The sequence below is a fragment of the Streptococcus parasanguinis genome, from assembly GCF_015557775.1.
GTDB classification, from domain to species: domain Bacteria; phylum Bacillota; class Bacilli; order Lactobacillales; family Streptococcaceae; genus Streptococcus; species Streptococcus parasanguinis_AA.
Map to the genome: position 1 here is coordinate 104,355 of NZ_JADNOY010000004.1, position 18,652 is coordinate 123,006.

Below are 18,652 nucleotides of genomic sequence, written 5' to 3' on the forward strand. Positions count from 1 at the left end.
CACAGCATATAGGGCGTGTTCAATTCGTGTAACGACAAGCACTATGGTGCCTTGCCGACACGACTCACTAACTCCTCAGGTGGATGGTATCGATCCACCTTCGTCCTGTCGCATTTCATCAAGATACAAAGGGCGTAAAATGCCATCTTAAAGGGAGTAGAGTGGAATCCAAAGAATTTCCACTCTACTCCCTTTTTATACTCTAGTCTAAATGTTCTTTCTTTTCTAAGTAAAGCGAGAGCAGATGCCAATCGGAGTGTTCGCGCCAATCTGGCGTGGCTACAATCTGGCTGGCAACTTTCCTTGCTTCTTCCAGAATGGGATAATCTTCTACCAAATCCGCCACTTGAAATTCTGGAATCCCAGATTGACGGGTTCCAAAGATTTCACCTGAACCCCGCATTTTCAAATCTTCTTCCGCCAGCACAAAGCCATTGGTCGTCTCTGTCATGATTTTCATGCGCTGCTTGCCACTATCTGTCTTAGGGTTGGCTACTAGAATAGCATAAGATTGCTTGTTTCCCCGCCCAACCCGGCCTCGAAGCTGGTGCAGTTGGCTAAGACCAAACCGATCTGCATCCATAATGACCATAACGGTTGCATTGGGTACGTTGACTCCGACTTCAATAACGGTCGTAGACACCAAAACATCGACTTGGTGCTCTTTAAAGGCCTGCATGATGGCATCTTTTTCTTCACTTTTCATCTTCCCGTGAAGAAGAGAAACGCGTGCTCGCTGCCCAAAGAAGGTCTCTAGCTCTTCTTGGAGGGCAAGGGCGTTTTTCAAATCTAGCGCCTCTGACTCCTCAATCAATGGAGAAATAAAGTAAGCTTGAGAACCTTTGCCAAGTTCTTTGACTAACCAGTCGAGGACCACTTCTAACTGCTCATGCTTGACCCAACGTGTGATGATTTCCTTACGTCCAGCTGGCATCTGATCAATGATGGACACATCCATATCTCCAAAGGCTGTAATAGCCAAGGTCCGGGGAATAGGGGTAGCCGTCATCATCAGGACGTCTGGATTTTGTCCTTTTTCTCGAAGGATACGGCGCTGGGAAACCCCAAAACGGTGCTGTTCATCAATAATGACCAAGCCTAGATCTTGGTAGTGAACTCCCTCTTGAATCAAGGCATGTGTCCCCACAATCAGTTGAGCAGTTCCTGAGGCGATCTCTTCTAAGACTTCTCGTTTCTCAGCCGCCTTTAATCCTCCTGTTAGAAGGGCAATTGGCAAATCTGGAAAAAGATTTTGCAAGCTTTCCTTGTGCTGCTCTGCCAAAATCTCCGTTGGAACCATCAAGGCTGCTTGCTTCCCAGCGCTTAAGGCTGCATACATGGCAAGACCGGCCACGACTGTCTTCCCGCTTCCCACATCCCCTTGTAAGAGGCGGTTCATATGATAAGGAGAGGCCATATCTGTCAAGATTTCATTCAAGCTGTTTTCTTGAGCTTGCGTTAGCTCAAAAGGAAGCTGTTTTTTTCGTTCTGCTAATTTTTCTGGATCCCAGGCCAAGGAAATCCCTTGGCTGGCATCGTGGTTTTCTTCCTTTAACACTTGGAGTTGCAGCTGGAAAAAGAGGAGCTCTTCAAATTTTACCCGGCGAAGAGCTTGCTTGTACTCTGCCAGATCCTTAGGAAAATGCATAGCTTGCACTGCTTGGGAACGAGACATGAGTTGATAACGCTCTCGTAAGATGTGGGGTACATTCTCTTCTAAAAGCTGGTCCAAGCCCTGATCGAATGCTATTTTGATCAATTTCACCAGGCTGTTTTGGCTCACTCCTTGTGTCACTCGATAGACTGGCTGCAAATCATCTTCCACTTGAGCTAGGAGCTTCATCCCTGTCAAACTCCCCTTGGCCTTGTCCCATTTTCCAAAAATCGCCACTGTCTGCTGAACCTCGATTTTGTCTGCTAAATAGGGTTGATTGAAAAAATTAACCGCAATGACCTGGTCTCCCTGTTTGATCGAAAAACGCAAGCGATTTCGTTTGTAGCCATAATATTGGACATTGGCTGGTGTTGCTACCACTCCAGAGATGACGGCTTTTTCCCCATCTTCCAACTCTAAAACATTGCGCGTTTTGAAGTCTTCATAACGAAAGGGGAAATACAAGAGTAAATCTTCTAAGGTTTCAATCCCTAACTTTTTAAATTTTTCCGCCGATTTTGGACCGACTCCAGGCAGTACAGATAAGGGTTGGTGTAGATTCATTTCTCCTCCTTTCTTTTATAAAAAAGCAGGTCCATCCGGGAAAATCCCACCTGCTTCTTCTTATTCTTCACCTGTATAGTCACGAGGAATCCGATCACTCAAGAGACAGACCACTTCATAATTAATGGTACCACGGTAATCCGCAACCTCTGTTGCCGTGATTTCTTTCTCGCCCTCTCGTCCAATCAGGGTAACCTTGGTCCCCAGAGGCAATTCTTCAGGAAGGCGAACCGTTATCTGGTCCATCGAAACGCGACCAACAATGGGACAAAACTCACCCTTGATCAGCACATGGAAATTTTGCATCTCTCGGATCCAACCATCCGCATAGCCGATAGGAATCGTCCCAATCCATTGGGATTCTTCTGTCGTATAAGTTGCTCCGTAGCCAATATCTTGACCAGCTTCTAACTGTTTCACATGAACTAACTCACTCACCAAACTCAAGGCTGGCTTGATTTCATAAGGCAAGGCTAACACAGAACCACTGGGATTCAAGCCATACATGACATCTCCCAAGCGCACAGCCGTGAAAATCGTATCCGCATGCCACAAAGAGGTGGCAGAATTACTAGCATGGACAATGGGAGGAAGGGTTTCAAGAGCAGCCAATACTTCTTTGAAAAACTGGTATTGCGCTTGGAATTTTCGATCATCTGCTTCATCTGCTGTCGCAAAATGAGTAAAGATTCCTTCAATTTCAGCTCCAGCTGCTAAGAGAAGTCGTTCAGCCACTTTGATGTCTTCGATCCTTCGGAATCCGATCCGCCCCATTCCTGAATCCACCTTGATATGGACCTTCAATCCTGAAAGATCTGCTTCTTGTCCAAGCAATTGGTCCAACCAAGCAAGACTAGCCACCGTTAAACGGATGCCATGCTCTTTGGCCAGATTCACTGTTTCACTTGGCACAACTCCCAAAATCAAAATAGGGTGTTGCAAGCCTTCTTCACGGATTTCGAGGGCTTCATCCATATTGGATACACAAAAGCCATCAACCTGAGGTGCCAATTTTTTGGTTACTGCAGCGACCCCATGACCATAGGCGTTGGCCTTGACGACTGCATATTTCAAGGCTTGACTCGGAATATGCTCACTGACTTGTTGCACATTAAAGGCAATGGCATCCAAATCGACTCTTGCAACAGTTGGTCTATGTTTACTTGCTTTCATTTTCTTCCTCCAAAATGACACTGGTCGACACTAGGTCTCCCTTATGACTGATCGAAATCCATACCTTCCCAGAAAAAGGAGACTTGGAAAAATAGGGTGCTCCGTGGGCATCATTTAAAATTTCTAAATCTTGAAAACCAACCGGTCCAATCCCTGTTCCCATTGCCTTTGAAAAGGCTTCTTTGGCGGACCATCGGCCCGTTAAATATTCCATTTTCCGTTTTCCAGACAATTCCTCAAAGCGCTCTCGCTCAGCCTCGGTTAAGACTTTTTCAGCGAATCGAGTATTCTTCTGATAGGCTTTTTCAATCGCAGCGATCGATTCGATATCGATGCCATGTCCTTTGATCATCTTGTTTTATCCTTATTTATCGTTTCAGTATCGTTTTACTGACAAAAGAGAAGAGGCTAAAGAATCACTCCTTCCGCCCCTGCCTTTTACTTATTCATCGTTGCAATTTCTTTGACCAAGGCCTGTGTTTTTTCCCAACCCAGGCAAGGGTCTGTGATGGATTGACCATAAACCACTGGTTCATTTTGACGGCCATCTTCTAGATAGGATTCAATCATGAAACCACGAACTAAAGTTGCCAAATCCTTGTTCCAAGCACGGTTCATCATGGTTTCTCTCACGATGCGTACTTGCTCTTCGAATTGTTTGCCAGAATTGTCATGGTTGGTATCCACCAGGATGAAGGGATGTTGCAAGCCCATTTCGCTATAGCGTTTTGCTGCCGCTAGCAAATCTTCATAATGGTAGTTTGGAATATTCTTACCACTTGCATCCAAGCCCCCACGAAGGATCGCATGGGCTAAAGGATTTCCTGATGTTTCCACTGCTTGGGCATTGAACAAAAAGTTTTGGGGATGTTGGGCTGCATAAATCGCATTGAACATGACAGAAAGATTTCCAGAGGTTGGATTCTTCATGCCTGTCGGAGCAGAGATCCCACTAGATACAAAGCGGTGCTCCTGGTCTTCAACTGAACGAGCTCCAATGGCATGATAAGAAATTAAATCCTCAACATAAGGAAGACTTGCTGGATAAAGCAACTCATCCGCAGTTGTCAAACCAGTCTCGGTAATCACACGGTAGTGGAGATGTCGGACTGCTTTCAAACCGTCCACAAAGCTTGGTGCTGCATGTGTATCTGGTTGGTGCATCAAGCCTTTATAGCCATCCCCATTGGTCCGAGGTTTAGCCGTATAGACCCGCATCACAATGAAAATCTGATCTTTGACTTGCTCTTGTAAGTCTGCCAAGCGACGGGCATAGTCCATCACAGCTTCTTCATTATCAGAAGAGCAAGGTCCGATCACAAGAAGGATCCGTTGGTCTTCTCCTTTGATAATAGCTTCCAATTCTCGATCACGCGCTTCTTTGCGCTCCAAGGCTGGACCTTCCAAGCGGTAAAGCGAAGTGATCTCTTGCTCATCAATCTTTTTGCTCTTCGTAATGAATACCATACGGCCTCCTTATGCTACCTAGACCCATCCTCTTTCTATTTCAGAGGAGCTCTTAAAATTTACGTCCGTGACAGTTTTTAAATTTCTTACCTGAACCACAAGGACACAAATCGTTGCGTTTCACTTGTGACAAGTCAATATCTGCTGGAATATCTTGTTGTTGCGCTGCAATGTTGCGAGTCGCAGTTGTTGAAATACTGTGTTCCGTACGTGGACGTTCTTGTTCGTGAATTTGGGCTTTCATCATGAGACGAGTCACATCAAATTCAATCGATCCGATCATATCGTTAAACATACGGAAACTTTCTGATTGGTATTCTACCACTGGGTTATTTTGCGCATACCCACGGAGTCCAACCGCATTTCGCAATTGATCCAAAGCATCGATATGGTCTGTCCACTTGCTGTCCACCACACGAAGGATCAAGACCTTTTGGAATTCTTGCACAGACTCTTCGTCACGCAATTTCGCTACTTGGCTAGCATAGATTTCTTCTGCACGTGCATACAAGTAATCGATAACTTCCTTGTCAGATTTTCCTTCAATATCGCTTGCAGAAATCGTATCTTCCGGAACCAAATTGTATTTGGCAAAGTTCAGAATCGCTTCAACGCGTTCTTCCTTGCTTGAGTGGCTGGCCCCTTCAACAATCCGTTTGATGGTCCGTTTGATCATGGCCTTGATTTCAGGTGCCAAGTCACGGTTAGCTGTGATAACATCATAGCGTTCAGCGTAGATAATTTCCCGTTGTTCCCGCATCACGTCATCGTATTGAAGGACTTGTTTACGGGTATCGTAGTTGTTTCCTTCAACCCGTTTTTGTGCACCCTCTACTTGACGTGTGAACATATTTGAACGGATCACCGATTCTTCTTCGCTCAACTTGAAGCGATCAAGCACTGCTTTGATCCGTTCAGAACCGAAACGGCGCATCAATTCATCTTCAAGAGACAAGTAGAATTGAGATTCACCTGGATCCCCTTGACGTCCTGAACGTCCACGAAGCTGGTTATCAATCCGACGGCTTTCGTGACGTTCTGTCCCGATGACACACAGTCCACCGAGTTCGCGAACACCTTCACCAAGCTTGATATCGGTACCACGCCCGGCCATGTTGGTCGCGATGGTAACAGCACCACGTTGACCAGCGTTCATGATGATTTGCGCTTCTTTGTAGTGGTTTTTCGCATTCAAAACTTCGTGAGGGACACCTGCTTGAACCAACAATTGAGAAAGGTAATCACTGGTTTCAACGGCAACGGTACCTACAAGGACTGGTTGCCCTTTTTCATGACGAGACTTGACATCTTCTACAACAGCCTTAAATTTTGATTTCAAGCTTGGGTAGAGAAGGTCTGGATGGTCAATACGGGCAATCGGACGGTTGGTTGGAATTGGAATCACGCGAATGTTATAAATTTCACGGAATTCTTCTTCTTCGGTTTTCCCTGTCCCTGTCATCCCTGACAACTTCTTGTACATACGGAAGAGGTTTTGGTAAGTAATCGATGCAGATGTTTTGGTTTCTTCTTGAACTGGAACACCTTCTTTGGCTTCAATCGCTTGGTGAAGTCCATCAGAATAGCGACGTCCTTCCATGGTCCGACCAGTAAATTGGTCGACGATCAAGATTTCTTGATCTTCGCTGACCACATAGTCGATATCCAAAATCATGATGTAGTTGGCACGAAGGGCGTTGTCGATAAAGTGAGTCAAAGCTACATTTTCAATATCGTACAAGTTTTCAAGATTAAAGTAGCTTTCTGCTTTATCGATTCCTGAATCAGACAAACCGATGGTTTTAGATGGGACATCGATAATGTAATCGTCCTCTGTCAAGGTCTTCACATAAGCATCCGCCATGTGATAGAGCTGGCTCGTATCAGAAGCTGTCTGACCAGAAACGATCAACGGAGTACGCGCTTCGTCAATCAAGATGGAGTCTACCTCATCGACCAAGGCATAGTTCAATGGACGTTGAACCATGTTTTCTGCACGCACAACCATGTTGTCACGCAAGTAGTCAAAACCAATCTCTGAGTTGGTTGAGTAAGTGATATCACAGAGGTAAGCTTCTTTTTTCTCAGCTGGAGATTTTGCTGCAAGGTTGATCCCTACTGAAAGGCCAAGCCATGAGTAAAGTTCTCCCATCTCTGTTGCATCCCGCTCTGTCAAGTATTCATTGACGGTAACAACGTGCACCCCTTTACCAGACAAGGCATTCAAGTACACCGGCATGGTTGCTGTTAGGGTTTTTCCTTCCCCTGTACGCATCTCTGGAACGTCACCATGGTGAAGGACGATTCCCCCCATGACCTGAACCTTGTATGGGAACAAACCAAGAACCCGTTTTGCAGCTTCACGAACAACTGCAAAAGCCTCGTACAAGAGATCATCCAAAGACTCACCATCTTGGTAACGTTGCTTAAACTCAACTGTTTTCGCTTTTAATTCGTCATCCGTCAAAGCTGCCATTTGGTCTTCATAAGAAAAGACCTTATCAGCCATTTTTTCAAGGCGTTTGATTTCGCCTCGATCATTTTCAATAATTGTTTTTAATAAATTTGCCATTTTTTTCCTTACTTTGAATTTTTCAAAATCTAAAATGTTCTTTTTATTCTAGCATTTTTTTAACATTTTTTCAAGATCAAGGCTGTATCTTACAAGACTTTCGAGTGGTTTTTTTCATGTGAGAAAATCCAAAAAGATGCCTGCTCAAGCAGACATCTTTTCTTTAGGCGATCGTTATTCAGACAAATGGTAAGAATAGCTTGCCACAACCACTTCTTCATGCCAACGAAGTGCATACTTCAATTTCAAACTCATTTGGTTGTGGAGAACATTTTGCCAATGTTTTTTAGGAATAAATTGAGGGACTAAGACTGTAACAGTGTTCCCTTTTTCCTTGGCCTCCTCAGCAACTTTTGAGACAAATTCAACCGTTGGTTGGATAATATCTCGGTAACTCGTCATGACATTTTCAAAGCGAATATGAGGGAAATAACGCTTAAATTCTTCTGCTACCTCAGCGTCTTTAACCTTGGTTTCTTCCGTTGAGACGTGCATAGCTATAACATCGTTTCCTAGGCTATTTGCATAACTCATAGCTCCCACACTTACCTGAGTGACATTCCCAACAAGGACAATCACGGTATTGCCCGCATAACTTGTCTTTTCGATCTGACCTCCCAAGCGCAATTGGGCCGCAACTTTATCATAGTGATTACGGATACTCAAGAACATCCAAAGCAAGAGACCAATAATAGGGAAGAAGGGCCAGATATCACGCAAACGGAATAATAAGAGGATCAAGACAATCCCATAACAAATGGCTGCCCCCAGGATATTGGCAAGCGAATACTTAAGAAATCCTTTTTGATATTGGCGTTTCCAGTGGATCACCATCCCTGTTTGAGAAAGGGCAAAAGGAATGAAGACCCCAATGGTATAAAGCGGAATCAAGCTTTCTGTTTGCCCATCAAAGATCAAGAGCAAGACGATGGCACCAATCGCCAAGGTCAAAATCCCATTAGAATAGCCCAGACGATCCCCTTTTTCCATATACATGTGCGGCATGTATTTATTTTTAGCCATGTTAAAGGCCAACATTGGAAAGGCGGAGAAGCCTGTATTAGCCGCAACTGCCAAGATCAAGGCTGTTGATAATTGAAAGACGTAAAAGAAGGCTTGTCCGACTGGGGAATTTCCTAAGATAGCTTGGGCCATTTGGGCTAGAGTTGTTATCCCTTTAGCTGGAACGACACCCACCCAGTAATTGAGGGAGGTAATCCCTGCAAACATGATCCCCAAAATTAAAGCCATAATGGTCAAGGTAGAAGCTGCATTCTTTGCTTTTGGTTTCTTGAAGAAAGGAACCGAATTGGAGATGGCTTCAACCCCTGTTAGGGAAGCGGATCCACTCGTAAAGGCCCGCAATAAGAGAATGATACTAACCCCTGAAATGGTTTGACCCACATGAGCAGTTGCGTTATAGGCCAAGTGACCCGTCAAGATTTGGATCACACCATAGCCGATCAAGGAAATGGTACTGACAATGAAAAGATAGACCGGAATCATCAACGATGTCGCCGATTCGCGCAATCCCCTCAGGTTCATCAGCATCAAGATCAAGACCAATAAAATGGAAATGTGAAGATTATAAGGATGAAGAGATGGAATTGCTGACGTGATAGCATCTGCACCGGAAGACACAGATACTGCTACTGTCAGCATGTAGTCGACCAAGAGACTACCACCAGCGATCAAACCCGCTTTGGGAGACAAGTTCTCCGTAGTCACCATGTAGGCCCCTCCCCCTTGAGGGTAGGCATGAATGACCTGACGATAAGAAATCGTTAAACTGGCTAGGAGAACCAGGACCACAATCCCAATCGGAATGGACCACCAAATGGCTCCTGCTGATACGGTCATCAAGACCAGAATAACTTGCTCTGGACCGTAGGCGATAGAAGAAAGCGCGTCACTAGAGAGCATGGCCAAGGCCTGCATTTTTCCAAGCAACCCTCCTTCACCTTCTGCACCAGATTTCAACGGACGGCCAATAAACCATTTTTTCAATGTTGAAAACATACAAAACTCCTTGAAAAAAGATCATGAGGCCGGGGATTCCCTGCCTCTTTTCATAAAACAGGGGTTATTCTACTCCTTTTTTTCAAGACTGTCAACCGAAATAGTGAAATTTCATAAAGTTTTCATTGTGTTCATCCATTCAAGCTCTCTTAGATCGGTCAGCTTCTTTTCAAATTGATCCAAGCAAAAAACGAGGCTAGGACAAAAATCCTAGCCTCTCAATTATTTTTGGATTGTCGAGCAAGACGCAGTGGTTGAGTGGGCTCTACTGCGCTGATTTCATCAGCTTTTACAGCCCTACTCAACTGTGCGGAGGTGGGACGACGAAATCGAATTCTAACGAATTACCGATTTCTGTCCCACTCTCTCTTTTTTATTTGGGTTGATGTGCCACATAGTGGGCAATGACATCCGAAGTGTACTGGGCTGTGCCAGCTCCAAACTTGTCGATGTTTTCCTTGAATTCTGGATTATAGACATAGCCTTTGCCGATATGGCCAAAAACCTCTATAGAGCAGTCAAATCCATACGTTCGAATCGCGTCTAAAAGTTTGGCGGCTTCTTCTTGGTTTTCCGATGCTGTTACTGGCAAACCAGCTTGGAGGTTTTTCGCTAAGACTTGGAAGACTTGATTAAAGGCTCTTGTCGCCTCCTCTTCTCGACCTTTTTGGCGTTCAAGCGCTTGATCCATGACTTCTTGACCGTACTTATCTACCGCCTCTTGCTGGTATTTTTGAGTATCTTGGTAGCTAAATCCAGTAAATTTTTCCTCAATGGTCATTTTTCTTTCTCCTTTTTGTTCTTGAATGGTTTTTTGCAAGGTAGAAATCAAGGTATCCAGACGTTGTCTTTCTTGAGTCAAATAGTCCAACTGTTTGGTCAAATGGGGCAATAAGTTAGATTTTTCTTCGGCTAAGAGTTCTGCTATTTGGTCTAAGGAAAATCCTAGATACTTGTAGTAGAGAATCACCTGTAATCGTTCTAAATCTTCTTGACTGTATGTCCGATAGCCATTTTCAGATTTCACAGGGACGAGAAGTCCTATCTTGTCATAGTGGTGCAAGGTCTTGACAGAGACACCCGACAGCTCTGCAGCTTCTTTGATATGGTACATGATTTCCTCCTTATACTCAATGAAGATCAAAGAGCAAACTAGGAAGCTAGCCGCAGGTTGCTCAAAGCACTGCTTTGAGGTTGTAGATAGAACTGACGAAGTCAGTAACATATGTACGGCAAGGCGACGCTGACGTGGTTTGAATTTGATTTTCGAAGAGTATTACAAGGATAGTATAACCCCTACCCTTAGGTCAGAGTCAAGGCTTAACATAAAAAAGTTTTCAGATAAAAAAGGCTTGAGTTGTTTCACAACTTTTAACTCAAACCCTTTCTTTTTTATGGATGACTTACGATTAATTCTAAACCTTGTCCTTCCAAAGTCCAAGATTCAACATCGCTCGGTAAGATAAAGTGGCTTCCTTTTTGAATAGGATAATCCTTTCCATCTACCGTCAATTTCCCTTCTCCGGCTAAGACGCTCAACAAGCTGTAATCAGCGGTCTTTTCAAAATCAGCTTTTCCAGTCAGTTCCCACTTATAAACGGTGAAGAAATCACTGGCAACCAAGGTGGTCATTCGAAGATCATCGATTACAACTGTATCTGGATGGCTATTGGCAGGCTCACCGATGTTTAACACATCAATTGATTTTTCCAAGTGAAGTTCACGCAAGTTTCCTTGAGCATCCTTGCGGTCAAAATCATAAACACGGTAGGTAGTGTCACTCGACTGTTGGGTTTCAAGAATCAAGATTCCAGAACCAATAGCGTGCATGGTCCCACTTGGCACATAGAAGAAATCTCCAGCCTTGACAGGAACTTTTGTCAGCAAGGCATCCCAGTTCTTGTCCTCAATTTGCTGACGGAGCTCTTCTTTTGACTTGGCATTGTGTCCATAGATAATCTCGGACCCTTCATCGGCCGCAATCACGTACCAACACTCAGTTTTTCCAAGTTCTCCTTCATGCTCCATTGCATAGGTATCATCTGGGTGCACCTGTACACTGAGCCAATCGTTGGCATCTAAAATCTTTGTTAATAAAGGAAAGACAGGCTCTTTACGATTACCGAATAATTCCCGGTGTTCTTGATAAAGCTGATCCAATCCCATTCCTTCGTATGGACCATTGGCTACTTTAGAAACTCCATGTGGATGGGCTGAAATCGCCCAAAATTCACCGACATGGTCGCTCGGAATTTCGTAACCAAATTCTTCTTTCAGACGAGTTCCTCCCCAAATTTTTTCCTGCATGACTGAATGTAAAAATAATGGTTGTCCCATAATATCCTCCTCGCATTTCATGTTTCTATTATACAAAAAAAAGAAAGTTTTTGAAAGCCCTTTCCATCTTTTTCCTCTCTCGCCAGAAACTTTATTTTTGTGTATAATGAAAGGGATGACACTAAAAGAAAACATTATTCAACTGGCGCATTCTATTGGGATTTCAAAAATTGGATTTACAACTGCTGATGACTTCGCTTATTTGGAAAAATCGCTCCGCTTGGCCGTTGAGGAAGGACGGAATTCTGGATTCGAGCATAAAAATATTGAAGAGCGCATCCAACCCAAATTAAGTCTCTCCTCCGCCAAGACCATCATCTCAATCGCTGTCGCCTACCCCCACAAACTCAAGCAAAAACCTCAAAAAACGGCTTATAAAAGAGGAAAATTCACGCCCAACAGCTGGGGATTAGACTACCATTATGTCCTTCAAGACAAGCTCAACCGCTTAGCTGCTGGGATTGAAGAAATGACGCAAGATTTTGAATACAAGGGCATGGTCGATACTGGAGCACTGGTTGATACGGCCGTCGCCCAACGAGCAGGGATTGGCTTTATCGGAAAAAATGGCTTGGTCATTTCAAAAGAATACGGTTCTTACATGTTTCTGGGGGAATTGATTACCAACCTCGAAATCGAACCAGATCAACCAGTCGACTATGGTTGTGGAGACTGTCGACGTTGTTTAGATGCTTGCCCAACCTCCTGTTTAATCGGAGATGGCTCTATGAATGCCAAACGCTGTTTGTCCTTCCAAACTCAGGACAAGGGCATGATGGACCTAGAATTTCGCAAGAAAATTAAAACGGTCATCTATGGATGTGACATCTGTCAGATTAGCTGCCCTTATAACAAAGGGCTAGATAATCCCCTGGCAACAGAGATCGATCCTGATCTGGCTCATCCAGAGTTGATCCCCTTTATTGAACTGTCTAACGGACAATTTAAGGAAAAATTCGGGCATGTTGCTGGAAGCTGGCGAGGCAAGAATATCCTCCAACGCAATGCCATTATCGCATTAGCCAATGCCAATGACCGCTCAGCCATTCCTAAGCTCCTGAACATCATCGAAACTTCACAAAATCAGATCCATATTGCAACGGCTATCTGGTCTTTAGGGCAACTGCTCCGTGAAGTCACACCGGACCTTGTTGAGCTCTTACGGAATATCAAACATCCGACCGATGCCATCATAGAAGAACGAACTGCTTTCTTTGAAAAATTCGGCATTCAAGCAGATTCACAGCTACAATAAAAAAACACTAAGGTTGTAACCTTAGTGTTTTTTTAGTTCCTTCAAGAAATACCAACTCCCCATCTCTACTTGGTTAAAGCTAATCTCACTTGAATAGACTTCCTTGTAGCCATTTTTTGTATAAAAATAGACATTTCCTTTGGTATTGGTATAAAAGGCTAGTTTTTTTCCTTGGATCTCTTCCAAGAAAGGCTCAATTCCTTCTGTCATAAAGCGACTGCCATAGCCCTGCCGTTGGTGTTTAGGGGCGACTGCGAGAAGCATCAAATACCAATCAAAGTCTACATTTTGCTCCAATTCCTTATCCGTGTCCTCCATAAATTTAAAGTAGGCCAACATATTTTTCAAGGAAATAAACTTGAGCAAACCGAATCCCCCATTTAAGAGATAGGCCCGAAAAGGAATCGGTCCCTTTTGCAACAAGGCAACTGCATAAATTTCATCATTTCGTTCTGCCACAAGGCACATATGGTGCTTAAGAAAAACCTTTACCAGGATGCGCATCATCGCCTCAACAAAGGCAGGATATTGCTTGGGATCCCGAACCAAATCCTTGATGACTTTTAAAAATAGATAGTCCTCAAAGGCTGTACTGGCTACTCGAACCACCTGATCTAGATCTGCTTTTTCTGCTTTTCTGTACTTCATCGCCTCTCCTCTTCTATGTTATCTTACTAGTATACAATACCAGTCGCCATTATACAAAGGTCATTTTTTAGCAATTTGTTCATTTAAACCAGCCAAAAAAGTCCTCCCCAGGCGAGTCCCAGTCCCCAAGCGACGAGGACATCCTTGGGATAATGAACCCCTCCAAGAACTCGGACAAGGGCTAATAGAAGAGATAGAAGCATGGAGCACATTCCTAGCGGAAGAGACAACTGACAGACACACATGGAGATAATGGTCGCCGAAAAAACATGTCGGCTAGGAAAGGAATGACCGGATGAATTTTTTTCTAATAAGGGTTGAATCTCCCATTTCTCATAAGGTCTCGGAACATTGACCCAATGACGAAAGAGGCTAAATAAGACAAAACCCGACGCAGGAATCCAGATGAAAGACCAGATTCCTCCCATTGAAGTTTTCTTTAAAAACAGCCAACAAAAGACCAGGACGTAGATGCCTGGCATGGCAAACGTCAAAATTCGATTCATCCTTTGAAGGACCTGTACAAGATATGGTTCTCTCGAAAAGGGCAGGGTTAGCCAACGATAAAATTTCGGATAATCTCGAAAGTTCGTTTTCATATTGGTCCCCCTGTCTTTTATCATTTTTTCGTACTACTAGTATACGCGATCCTTAGAAAACCTGTCAAGCAAGGCTTCTTTTTTCTTATTTCTAGCTTTTTTCTCACTATCAGGCATCTGAAGTCAATCTTATTCTCAACAAGATTCGTCTTTTCCATTCCTTCTTCCAGCATAAAAATAGGATAGAAGCACTCAGAATTGCCTTCTATCCTATTTTTCACTTTACATTTCACGCCCTTTGTATCTTGTTGTTACGCCACTTCTTCTGTGAATTGGCTATTATAGAGATCAGCATAGAAACCATTTTGGCTCATGAGTTCTTGGTGGTTACCCTGCTCGATAATATTTCCATCTTTCATCACAAGAATCAGATCCGCATTGCGGATAGTGGACAAGCGATGGGCAATAACAAAGGAGGTTCGGCCTTCCATGAGTTTGTCCATGGCTTTTTGAATCAACTCTTCTGTACGGGTATCGACAGATGAGGTTGCTTCATCCAAGATAAGAAGCGGGGCGTCCTTCAAGAGGGCACGCGCAATGGTCAAGAGTTGCTTTTGACCAACGGACAAGGTCACTGAATCATCTAATACAGTATCATAGCCATTCGGCAAGGTCCGAATAAAGTGATGGACCCCAACCGCTCGGGTTGCCGCTTCGACTGCTTCATCTGAAATATCGGTTTGATTGAAGACAAGATTTTCCCGAATGGTCCCTTCAAAGAGCCAGGTATCTTGTAAGACCATCGAAAAGGCATCATGAACTTCTTCGCGGCTTATGGACTTAGTATCCACACCATCGATGGCAATTTTACCAGCTTGAATGTCATAAAAGCGCATCAAGAGATTGACCATAGTGGTCTTACCAGCACCTGTCGGACCAACAATAGCCACTTTTTGCCCCGGTTTGGCTTCAGCAGTAAAGTCATGGATAATAGTCTTATCTGGTGAATAACCAAAGCGCACATGCTCAAAGGTGACATGACCTTTTGGCGCTTCCAATTGGCGTGTTTTTTGGGATTCATCTTCCATTTCTTCTTCGTCTAAGAATTCAAAGACACGCCCCATAGCAGCACTGGCTGATTGCAATTGGGTAATTCCTTGCGCCATTTGACCAATTGGTTGGGTAAAGATGCGGACATAGGTCATAAAGGCCACAATGGTCCCGATGGTAATATCCCCATTAATGGTGAGGACAGCCCCAACGATACAGACCATGACATATCCGAAATTCCCTACAAACTGCATCAAGGGCATCATGATACCAGAGAAGAATTGGGATTTCCACATGCTATGGTACAAATCTTGGTTGATAGCATCAAAATGATCTTTGGCCTGATGACGGCCATTGTAGGAAATGACCACATTGTGGCCACTATAGATTTCTTCAACATAGCCTGAAACTTTGGCAAGATTATCTTGCTGCTGTTTAAACAAAGGCTGACTCTTGACCATAATGATGCTAGAAAGAGCAAAGCCTGCAAAGACGGAAAGGATAGCAGTCAAAGCTAGATGCCAGTCCGTCTTAAACATCATAAAGATCGAGCCAATCAATAAGACAATAGAAGAGACCATTTGAACCAAACTTTGGTTAAAGGATTGGGTCATGAGATCCACGTCATTGGTCACACGAGACAAGGTATCTCCTTGTTCATGGCTATCAAAATATTGGAGGGGTACACGATTGATCTTTTCAGCGATAGCATTGCGCAAGCGTTCCGCGAAGCGCTGAATCATTGTTGAGATAATGAAACTACTGCTGTAGGACACCAGTGCTCCAACTCCATAAAGGATGGCTAAGGTCAGGGCAATCGAAGTGATTTTGTCAATATCAATGGCGCCTCCCATCCCTTTTGTGATGGTATCCGTGATTTCTTTTAACTTATCCGGTCCAATAACCGTGATAATACTCGATACGATTGAAAAGAGGATAGCAACTAGGAAAAATAGGTGGAAGCCCTTCAAATAGGGAGAAAGTTGTCTCCAAAGGGACGAATCTTGTTTTGTTTTATGCATGTTCCAACTCCTCCTTAGACAATTGTGAATAGGCAATTTCTTGATAGACTTCATTGGTCGCAAGCAATTCTTTGTGGGTGCCTTGACCGACGACCTTCCCTTGATCCAAAACCAAAATCAAATCTGCATCCATAATGGTCGAAATGCGTTGGGCAACGATCAATTTGGTCGTATCTGCCAGCTCTTCTTTCAGAGCTTGGCGCAAGATACGATCCGTTTTGTAATCTAGGGCTGAGAAGGAATCATCAAAGATGAGGATCTCGGGCTTGCGTGCCAGGGCACGCGCAATGGCCAAACGTTGATGTTGACCTCCAGAGAAGTTGCTTCCTCCTTGCGCTACTTCTGTATCCAAGCCCTTCTCTTTTGTGGCAACAAACTCTTTGGCTTGGGCCAATTCAAGAGCTTTCCAGATGGCTTCATCCTCTAATTTTCCTTGGCTACTTTCTCCAAATTCCATATTGGAGCGAATCGTGCCACTAAAGAGCACTGCTTTTTGGGGAATGTAGCCGACTTTATTGTTCAATTCTTGGTGGCTATAGTCCTTGACATTGACGCCATCCACTAAGATCTTTCCTTCTGTCGCATCGTAAAAACGTGGAATTAAATTGACCAGAGTGGATTTACCAGAACCAGTTGATCCAATGAAGGCAACAGTTTGTCCTTTCTGAGCTGAGAAGGTCACATGTTCAATCACCGCACGGGAAGTCCGTCCATAGCGGAAGGAAACATCTTGAAATTCTACTGTACCTGCTTGGCCTGTTGTTTCTTTTGACTCACTTGGGAAGGCTACAGACGGTTCAAGAGCCAAGACCTGATTAATCCGTTTTGCGGATACTAGTGCACGAGGAAGAATAATCAAGATGGCCACCATCATCATAAAGCCAACGACAATCTGCATAGCGTAAGAAGAAAAGGTGATCATATCTGAGAAGACCTTGGTCCGATCCGCTAATGCAGGACTGGTGAAGATCTTTGTAGGATCTTTTGGCATGGCGATATCATTGATCAAGTGCGCCCCAATCCAGTAGATAGCAAGGGTCAAGCCACTTGATACCACTGTCATGACAGGGTTCATCAGAGACATCAAACGATAAACAAAGAGATTTAGACGGGTTAAGCCCTTGTTTTCAGCCTGGAATTTCTCATTTTGATACGCTTCCGCATTGTAGGCGCGAACGACCCGCACCCCAGTCAAACTCTCCCGTGTCGTCGCATTCAAGGCATCGGTCAAACCTTGAACCTTTTGCTGGCGTGGAAAGGCAATCAGAACCAGAACAGAAAGCAGAATCAAGACCATCAAGACCGCAATCCCAACAGAAGTTGTCCAGGCACTGCTCTTGCCCCAAATCTTGGTCAAAGCCCAAATCGCCATAATGGGACCACGCGTCACAACTTGCATCCCCATCACAATCATGATTTGTAACTGGGTCAAATCGTTGGTCGTCCGAGTCAAGAGAGAGGGAACGGAGAATTTCTTGATCTCAGCATCAGAGTAATCCATCACTTGATGGAAAATCTCTCCTCGAAGTCGCATCGTAAAGCTGGCAGCGACTCGTGATGCTAGAAAGCCCACAAAAACTGCCATCAAAAAGCTTCCAAAAGAGAAGAGCAACATCTTACTCCCTGGCTCCATGATATCAGAAACCTTGGTCCCCTCCTTAGCTAAGAGGGTCGTAATATCGGATAAGTATTCCGGGGTCTTTAAATCCATCCAAACTGCCAGACAGATAAAGACCGTACTAAGGGCAATCATGCTCCATTCTTTGGCGGTTAAGCGCCGAAACATATTGATCATTCCTCGCTCCTTTTTTTCATATTCTCATAAAATTGATGCATGACCTTGAAAAAGGTGGACAATTCTTCTTCTGATACACCCGCTACTAGACTCTGCTCCACTTCCTCAAAGAATTGCTTCATGTCATTCAAATTGGCTTTCACACTGTCTGTTAGGTAGACATACTTGGCCCGTTTATCGGTCGGACTAGCCTCTAAATAAATAAACCCATTTTTCTCCATTCGCTTGATCAGGCTACTGGCCACGGATTTTGAGATATGAAGTTCCTGCTCAACATCCCGAATCAAGGTCACTTTTCCCTCTTTTTCACGATGAGATAAGAATCTCAATACCTGACCTTGTGGTCCTGCGCTAAATTCAAACCCACGCTTCTTAGCCTCTCTTTCCACCATGAGGTGAATGAGATGGCCAATTTTTTTTAATTCTTGTAATGGCTTTTCCATCATTCCTCCAAATAGTTCTCTTAAGAACCTTAAAGTTACTATGAGAACTATTTTAGCACAAAAAAGATCCCTGTCAAGAAAAAAGTTTCTATAAGAACTAAAAAAATGGAGCCC

Annotated in this window: 14 protein-coding genes; 1 reads left to right on the forward strand and 13 read right to left on the reverse strand. The window is 44.0% G+C overall.

Annotated elements, in window-relative coordinates; genetic code table 11:
* Positions 1-202: 202 nt before the first annotated feature.
* From recG to manA, 8 genes are all read right to left on the reverse strand, one after another.
* Entirely contained in the window at positions 203-2,218 is a 2,016-nt protein-coding gene (gene recG / locus I2F76_RS06665) for an ATP-dependent DNA helicase RecG (protein ID WP_195487504.1), read from the reverse strand.
* A gap of 60 nt (positions 2,219-2,278) precedes the next feature.
* Positions 2,279-3,391, reverse strand: a complete 1,113-nt coding sequence (gene alr / locus I2F76_RS06670) for an alanine racemase (RefSeq protein ID WP_021153771.1) — start codon at positions 3,389-3,391, stop codon at positions 2,279-2,281.
* Positions 3,378-3,743 carry a holo-ACP synthase gene (acpS, locus tag I2F76_RS06675; RefSeq protein ID WP_003005615.1) on the reverse strand — a complete coding sequence of 122 codons (366 nt, stop codon included), beginning with the start codon at positions 3,741-3,743 and terminating at the stop codon, positions 3,378-3,380. The genes alr and acpS overlap by 14 nt, the downstream gene beginning before the upstream one ends.
* 86 nt (positions 3,744-3,829) lie before the next feature.
* A complete protein-coding gene (locus I2F76_RS06680; protein ID WP_021153772.1) occupies positions 3,830-4,858 on the reverse strand; it encodes a 3-deoxy-7-phosphoheptulonate synthase in 1,029 nt (342 codons plus the stop codon).
* 52 nt (positions 4,859-4,910) lie between these two features.
* Positions 4,911-7,430, reverse strand: a complete 2,520-nt coding sequence (gene secA / locus I2F76_RS06685; protein WP_021153773.1) for a preprotein translocase subunit SecA — start codon at positions 7,428-7,430, stop codon at positions 4,911-4,913.
* 174 nt (positions 7,431-7,604) lie between these two features.
* Positions 7,605-9,449, reverse strand: coding sequence for an APC family permease (locus tag I2F76_RS06690; RefSeq protein ID WP_195487505.1), 1,845 nt, complete (start codon positions 9,447-9,449; stop codon positions 7,605-7,607).
* A gap of 373 nt (positions 9,450-9,822) precedes the next feature.
* Entirely contained in the window at positions 9,823-10,563 is a 741-nt protein-coding gene (locus I2F76_RS06695) for a MerR family transcriptional regulator (RefSeq protein WP_195487506.1), read from the reverse strand.
* A 278-nt stretch (positions 10,564-10,841) separates the two neighbouring features.
* Positions 10,842-11,786 carry a mannose-6-phosphate isomerase, class I gene (manA, locus tag I2F76_RS06700; RefSeq protein WP_003005297.1) on the reverse strand — a complete coding sequence of 315 codons (945 nt, stop codon included), beginning with the start codon at positions 11,784-11,786 and terminating at the stop codon, positions 10,842-10,844.
* A 115-nt stretch (positions 11,787-11,901) separates the two neighbouring features.
* Here manA and queG point away from each other — a divergent pair, with 115 nt between their 5' ends.
* Entirely contained in the window at positions 11,902-13,041 is a 1,140-nt protein-coding gene (queG, locus tag I2F76_RS06705; RefSeq protein WP_195487507.1) for a tRNA epoxyqueuosine(34) reductase QueG, read from the forward strand.
* A 21-nt stretch (positions 13,042-13,062) separates the two neighbouring features.
* On the opposite strand, the gene I2F76_RS06710 is transcribed toward queG, so the two are convergent.
* The 5 genes from I2F76_RS06710 to I2F76_RS06730 form a co-directional block, all read right to left on the reverse strand.
* On the reverse strand, positions 13,063-13,689 hold the full coding sequence (locus I2F76_RS06710; RefSeq protein WP_195487508.1) for a GNAT family N-acetyltransferase: 627 nt from the start codon (positions 13,687-13,689) through the stop codon (positions 13,063-13,065).
* An 83-nt stretch (positions 13,690-13,772) separates the two neighbouring features.
* A complete protein-coding gene (locus I2F76_RS06715) occupies positions 13,773-14,288 on the reverse strand; it encodes a phosphatase PAP2 family protein (RefSeq protein ID WP_195487509.1) in 516 nt (171 codons plus the stop codon).
* A gap of 251 nt (positions 14,289-14,539) precedes the next feature.
* Positions 14,540-16,300, reverse strand: coding sequence for an ABC transporter ATP-binding protein (locus tag I2F76_RS06720; protein ID WP_195487510.1), 1,761 nt, complete (start codon positions 16,298-16,300; stop codon positions 14,540-14,542).
* Positions 16,293-18,095, reverse strand: a complete 1,803-nt coding sequence (locus I2F76_RS06725) for an ABC transporter ATP-binding protein (protein ID WP_195487511.1) — start codon at positions 18,093-18,095, stop codon at positions 16,293-16,295. Before I2F76_RS06725 ends, I2F76_RS06720 begins: the two co-directional genes overlap by 8 nt.
* Positions 18,092-18,538, reverse strand: coding sequence for a MarR family winged helix-turn-helix transcriptional regulator (locus I2F76_RS06730; RefSeq protein ID WP_070505237.1), 447 nt, complete (start codon positions 18,536-18,538; stop codon positions 18,092-18,094). The genes I2F76_RS06725 and I2F76_RS06730 overlap by 4 nt, the downstream gene beginning before the upstream one ends.
* Positions 18,539-18,652: the final 114 nt, after the last annotated feature.

Excerpts from the sequence above, each read along its gene's own strand:
- manA (WP_003005297.1), bottom strand. The coding sequence starts at position 11,786 with ATGGGACAACCATTATTTTTACATTCAGTCATGCAGGAAAAAATTTGG.
- I2F76_RS06730 (WP_070505237.1), bottom strand. The coding sequence starts at position 18,538 with ATGGAAAAGCCATTACAAGAATTAAAAAAAATTGGCCATCTCATTCAC.
- I2F76_RS06695 (WP_195487506.1), bottom strand. The coding sequence starts at position 10,563 with ATGTACCATATCAAAGAAGCTGCAGAGCTGTCGGGTGTCTCTGTCAAG.
- recG (WP_195487504.1), bottom strand. The coding sequence starts at position 2,218 with ATGAATCTACACCAACCCTTATCTGTACTGCCTGGAGTCGGTCCAAAA.
- I2F76_RS06720 (WP_195487510.1), bottom strand. The coding sequence starts at position 16,300 with ATGCATAAAACAAAACAAGATTCGTCCCTTTGGAGACAACTTTCTCCC.
- I2F76_RS06690 (WP_195487505.1), bottom strand. The coding sequence starts at position 9,449 with ATGTTTTCAACATTGAAAAAATGGTTTATTGGCCGTCCGTTGAAATCT.
- acpS (WP_003005615.1), bottom strand. The coding sequence starts at position 3,743 with ATGATCAAAGGACATGGCATCGATATCGAATCGATCGCTGCGATTGAA.
- I2F76_RS06710 (WP_195487508.1), bottom strand. The coding sequence starts at position 13,689 with ATGAAGTACAGAAAAGCAGAAAAAGCAGATCTAGATCAGGTGGTTCGA.
- I2F76_RS06715 (WP_195487509.1), bottom strand. The coding sequence starts at position 14,288 with ATGAAAACGAACTTTCGAGATTATCCGAAATTTTATCGTTGGCTAACC.
- I2F76_RS06725 (WP_195487511.1), bottom strand. The coding sequence starts at position 18,095 with ATGATCAATATGTTTCGGCGCTTAACCGCCAAAGAATGGAGCATGATT.
- alr (WP_021153771.1), bottom strand. The coding sequence starts at position 3,391 with ATGAAAGCAAGTAAACATAGACCAACTGTTGCAAGAGTCGATTTGGAT.
- I2F76_RS06680 (WP_021153772.1), bottom strand. The coding sequence starts at position 4,858 with ATGGTATTCATTACGAAGAGCAAAAAGATTGATGAGCAAGAGATCACT.
- secA (WP_021153773.1), bottom strand. The coding sequence starts at position 7,430 with ATGGCAAATTTATTAAAAACAATTATTGAAAATGATCGAGGCGAAATC.
- queG (WP_195487507.1), top strand. The coding sequence starts at position 11,902 with ATGACACTAAAAGAAAACATTATTCAACTGGCGCATTCTATTGGGATT.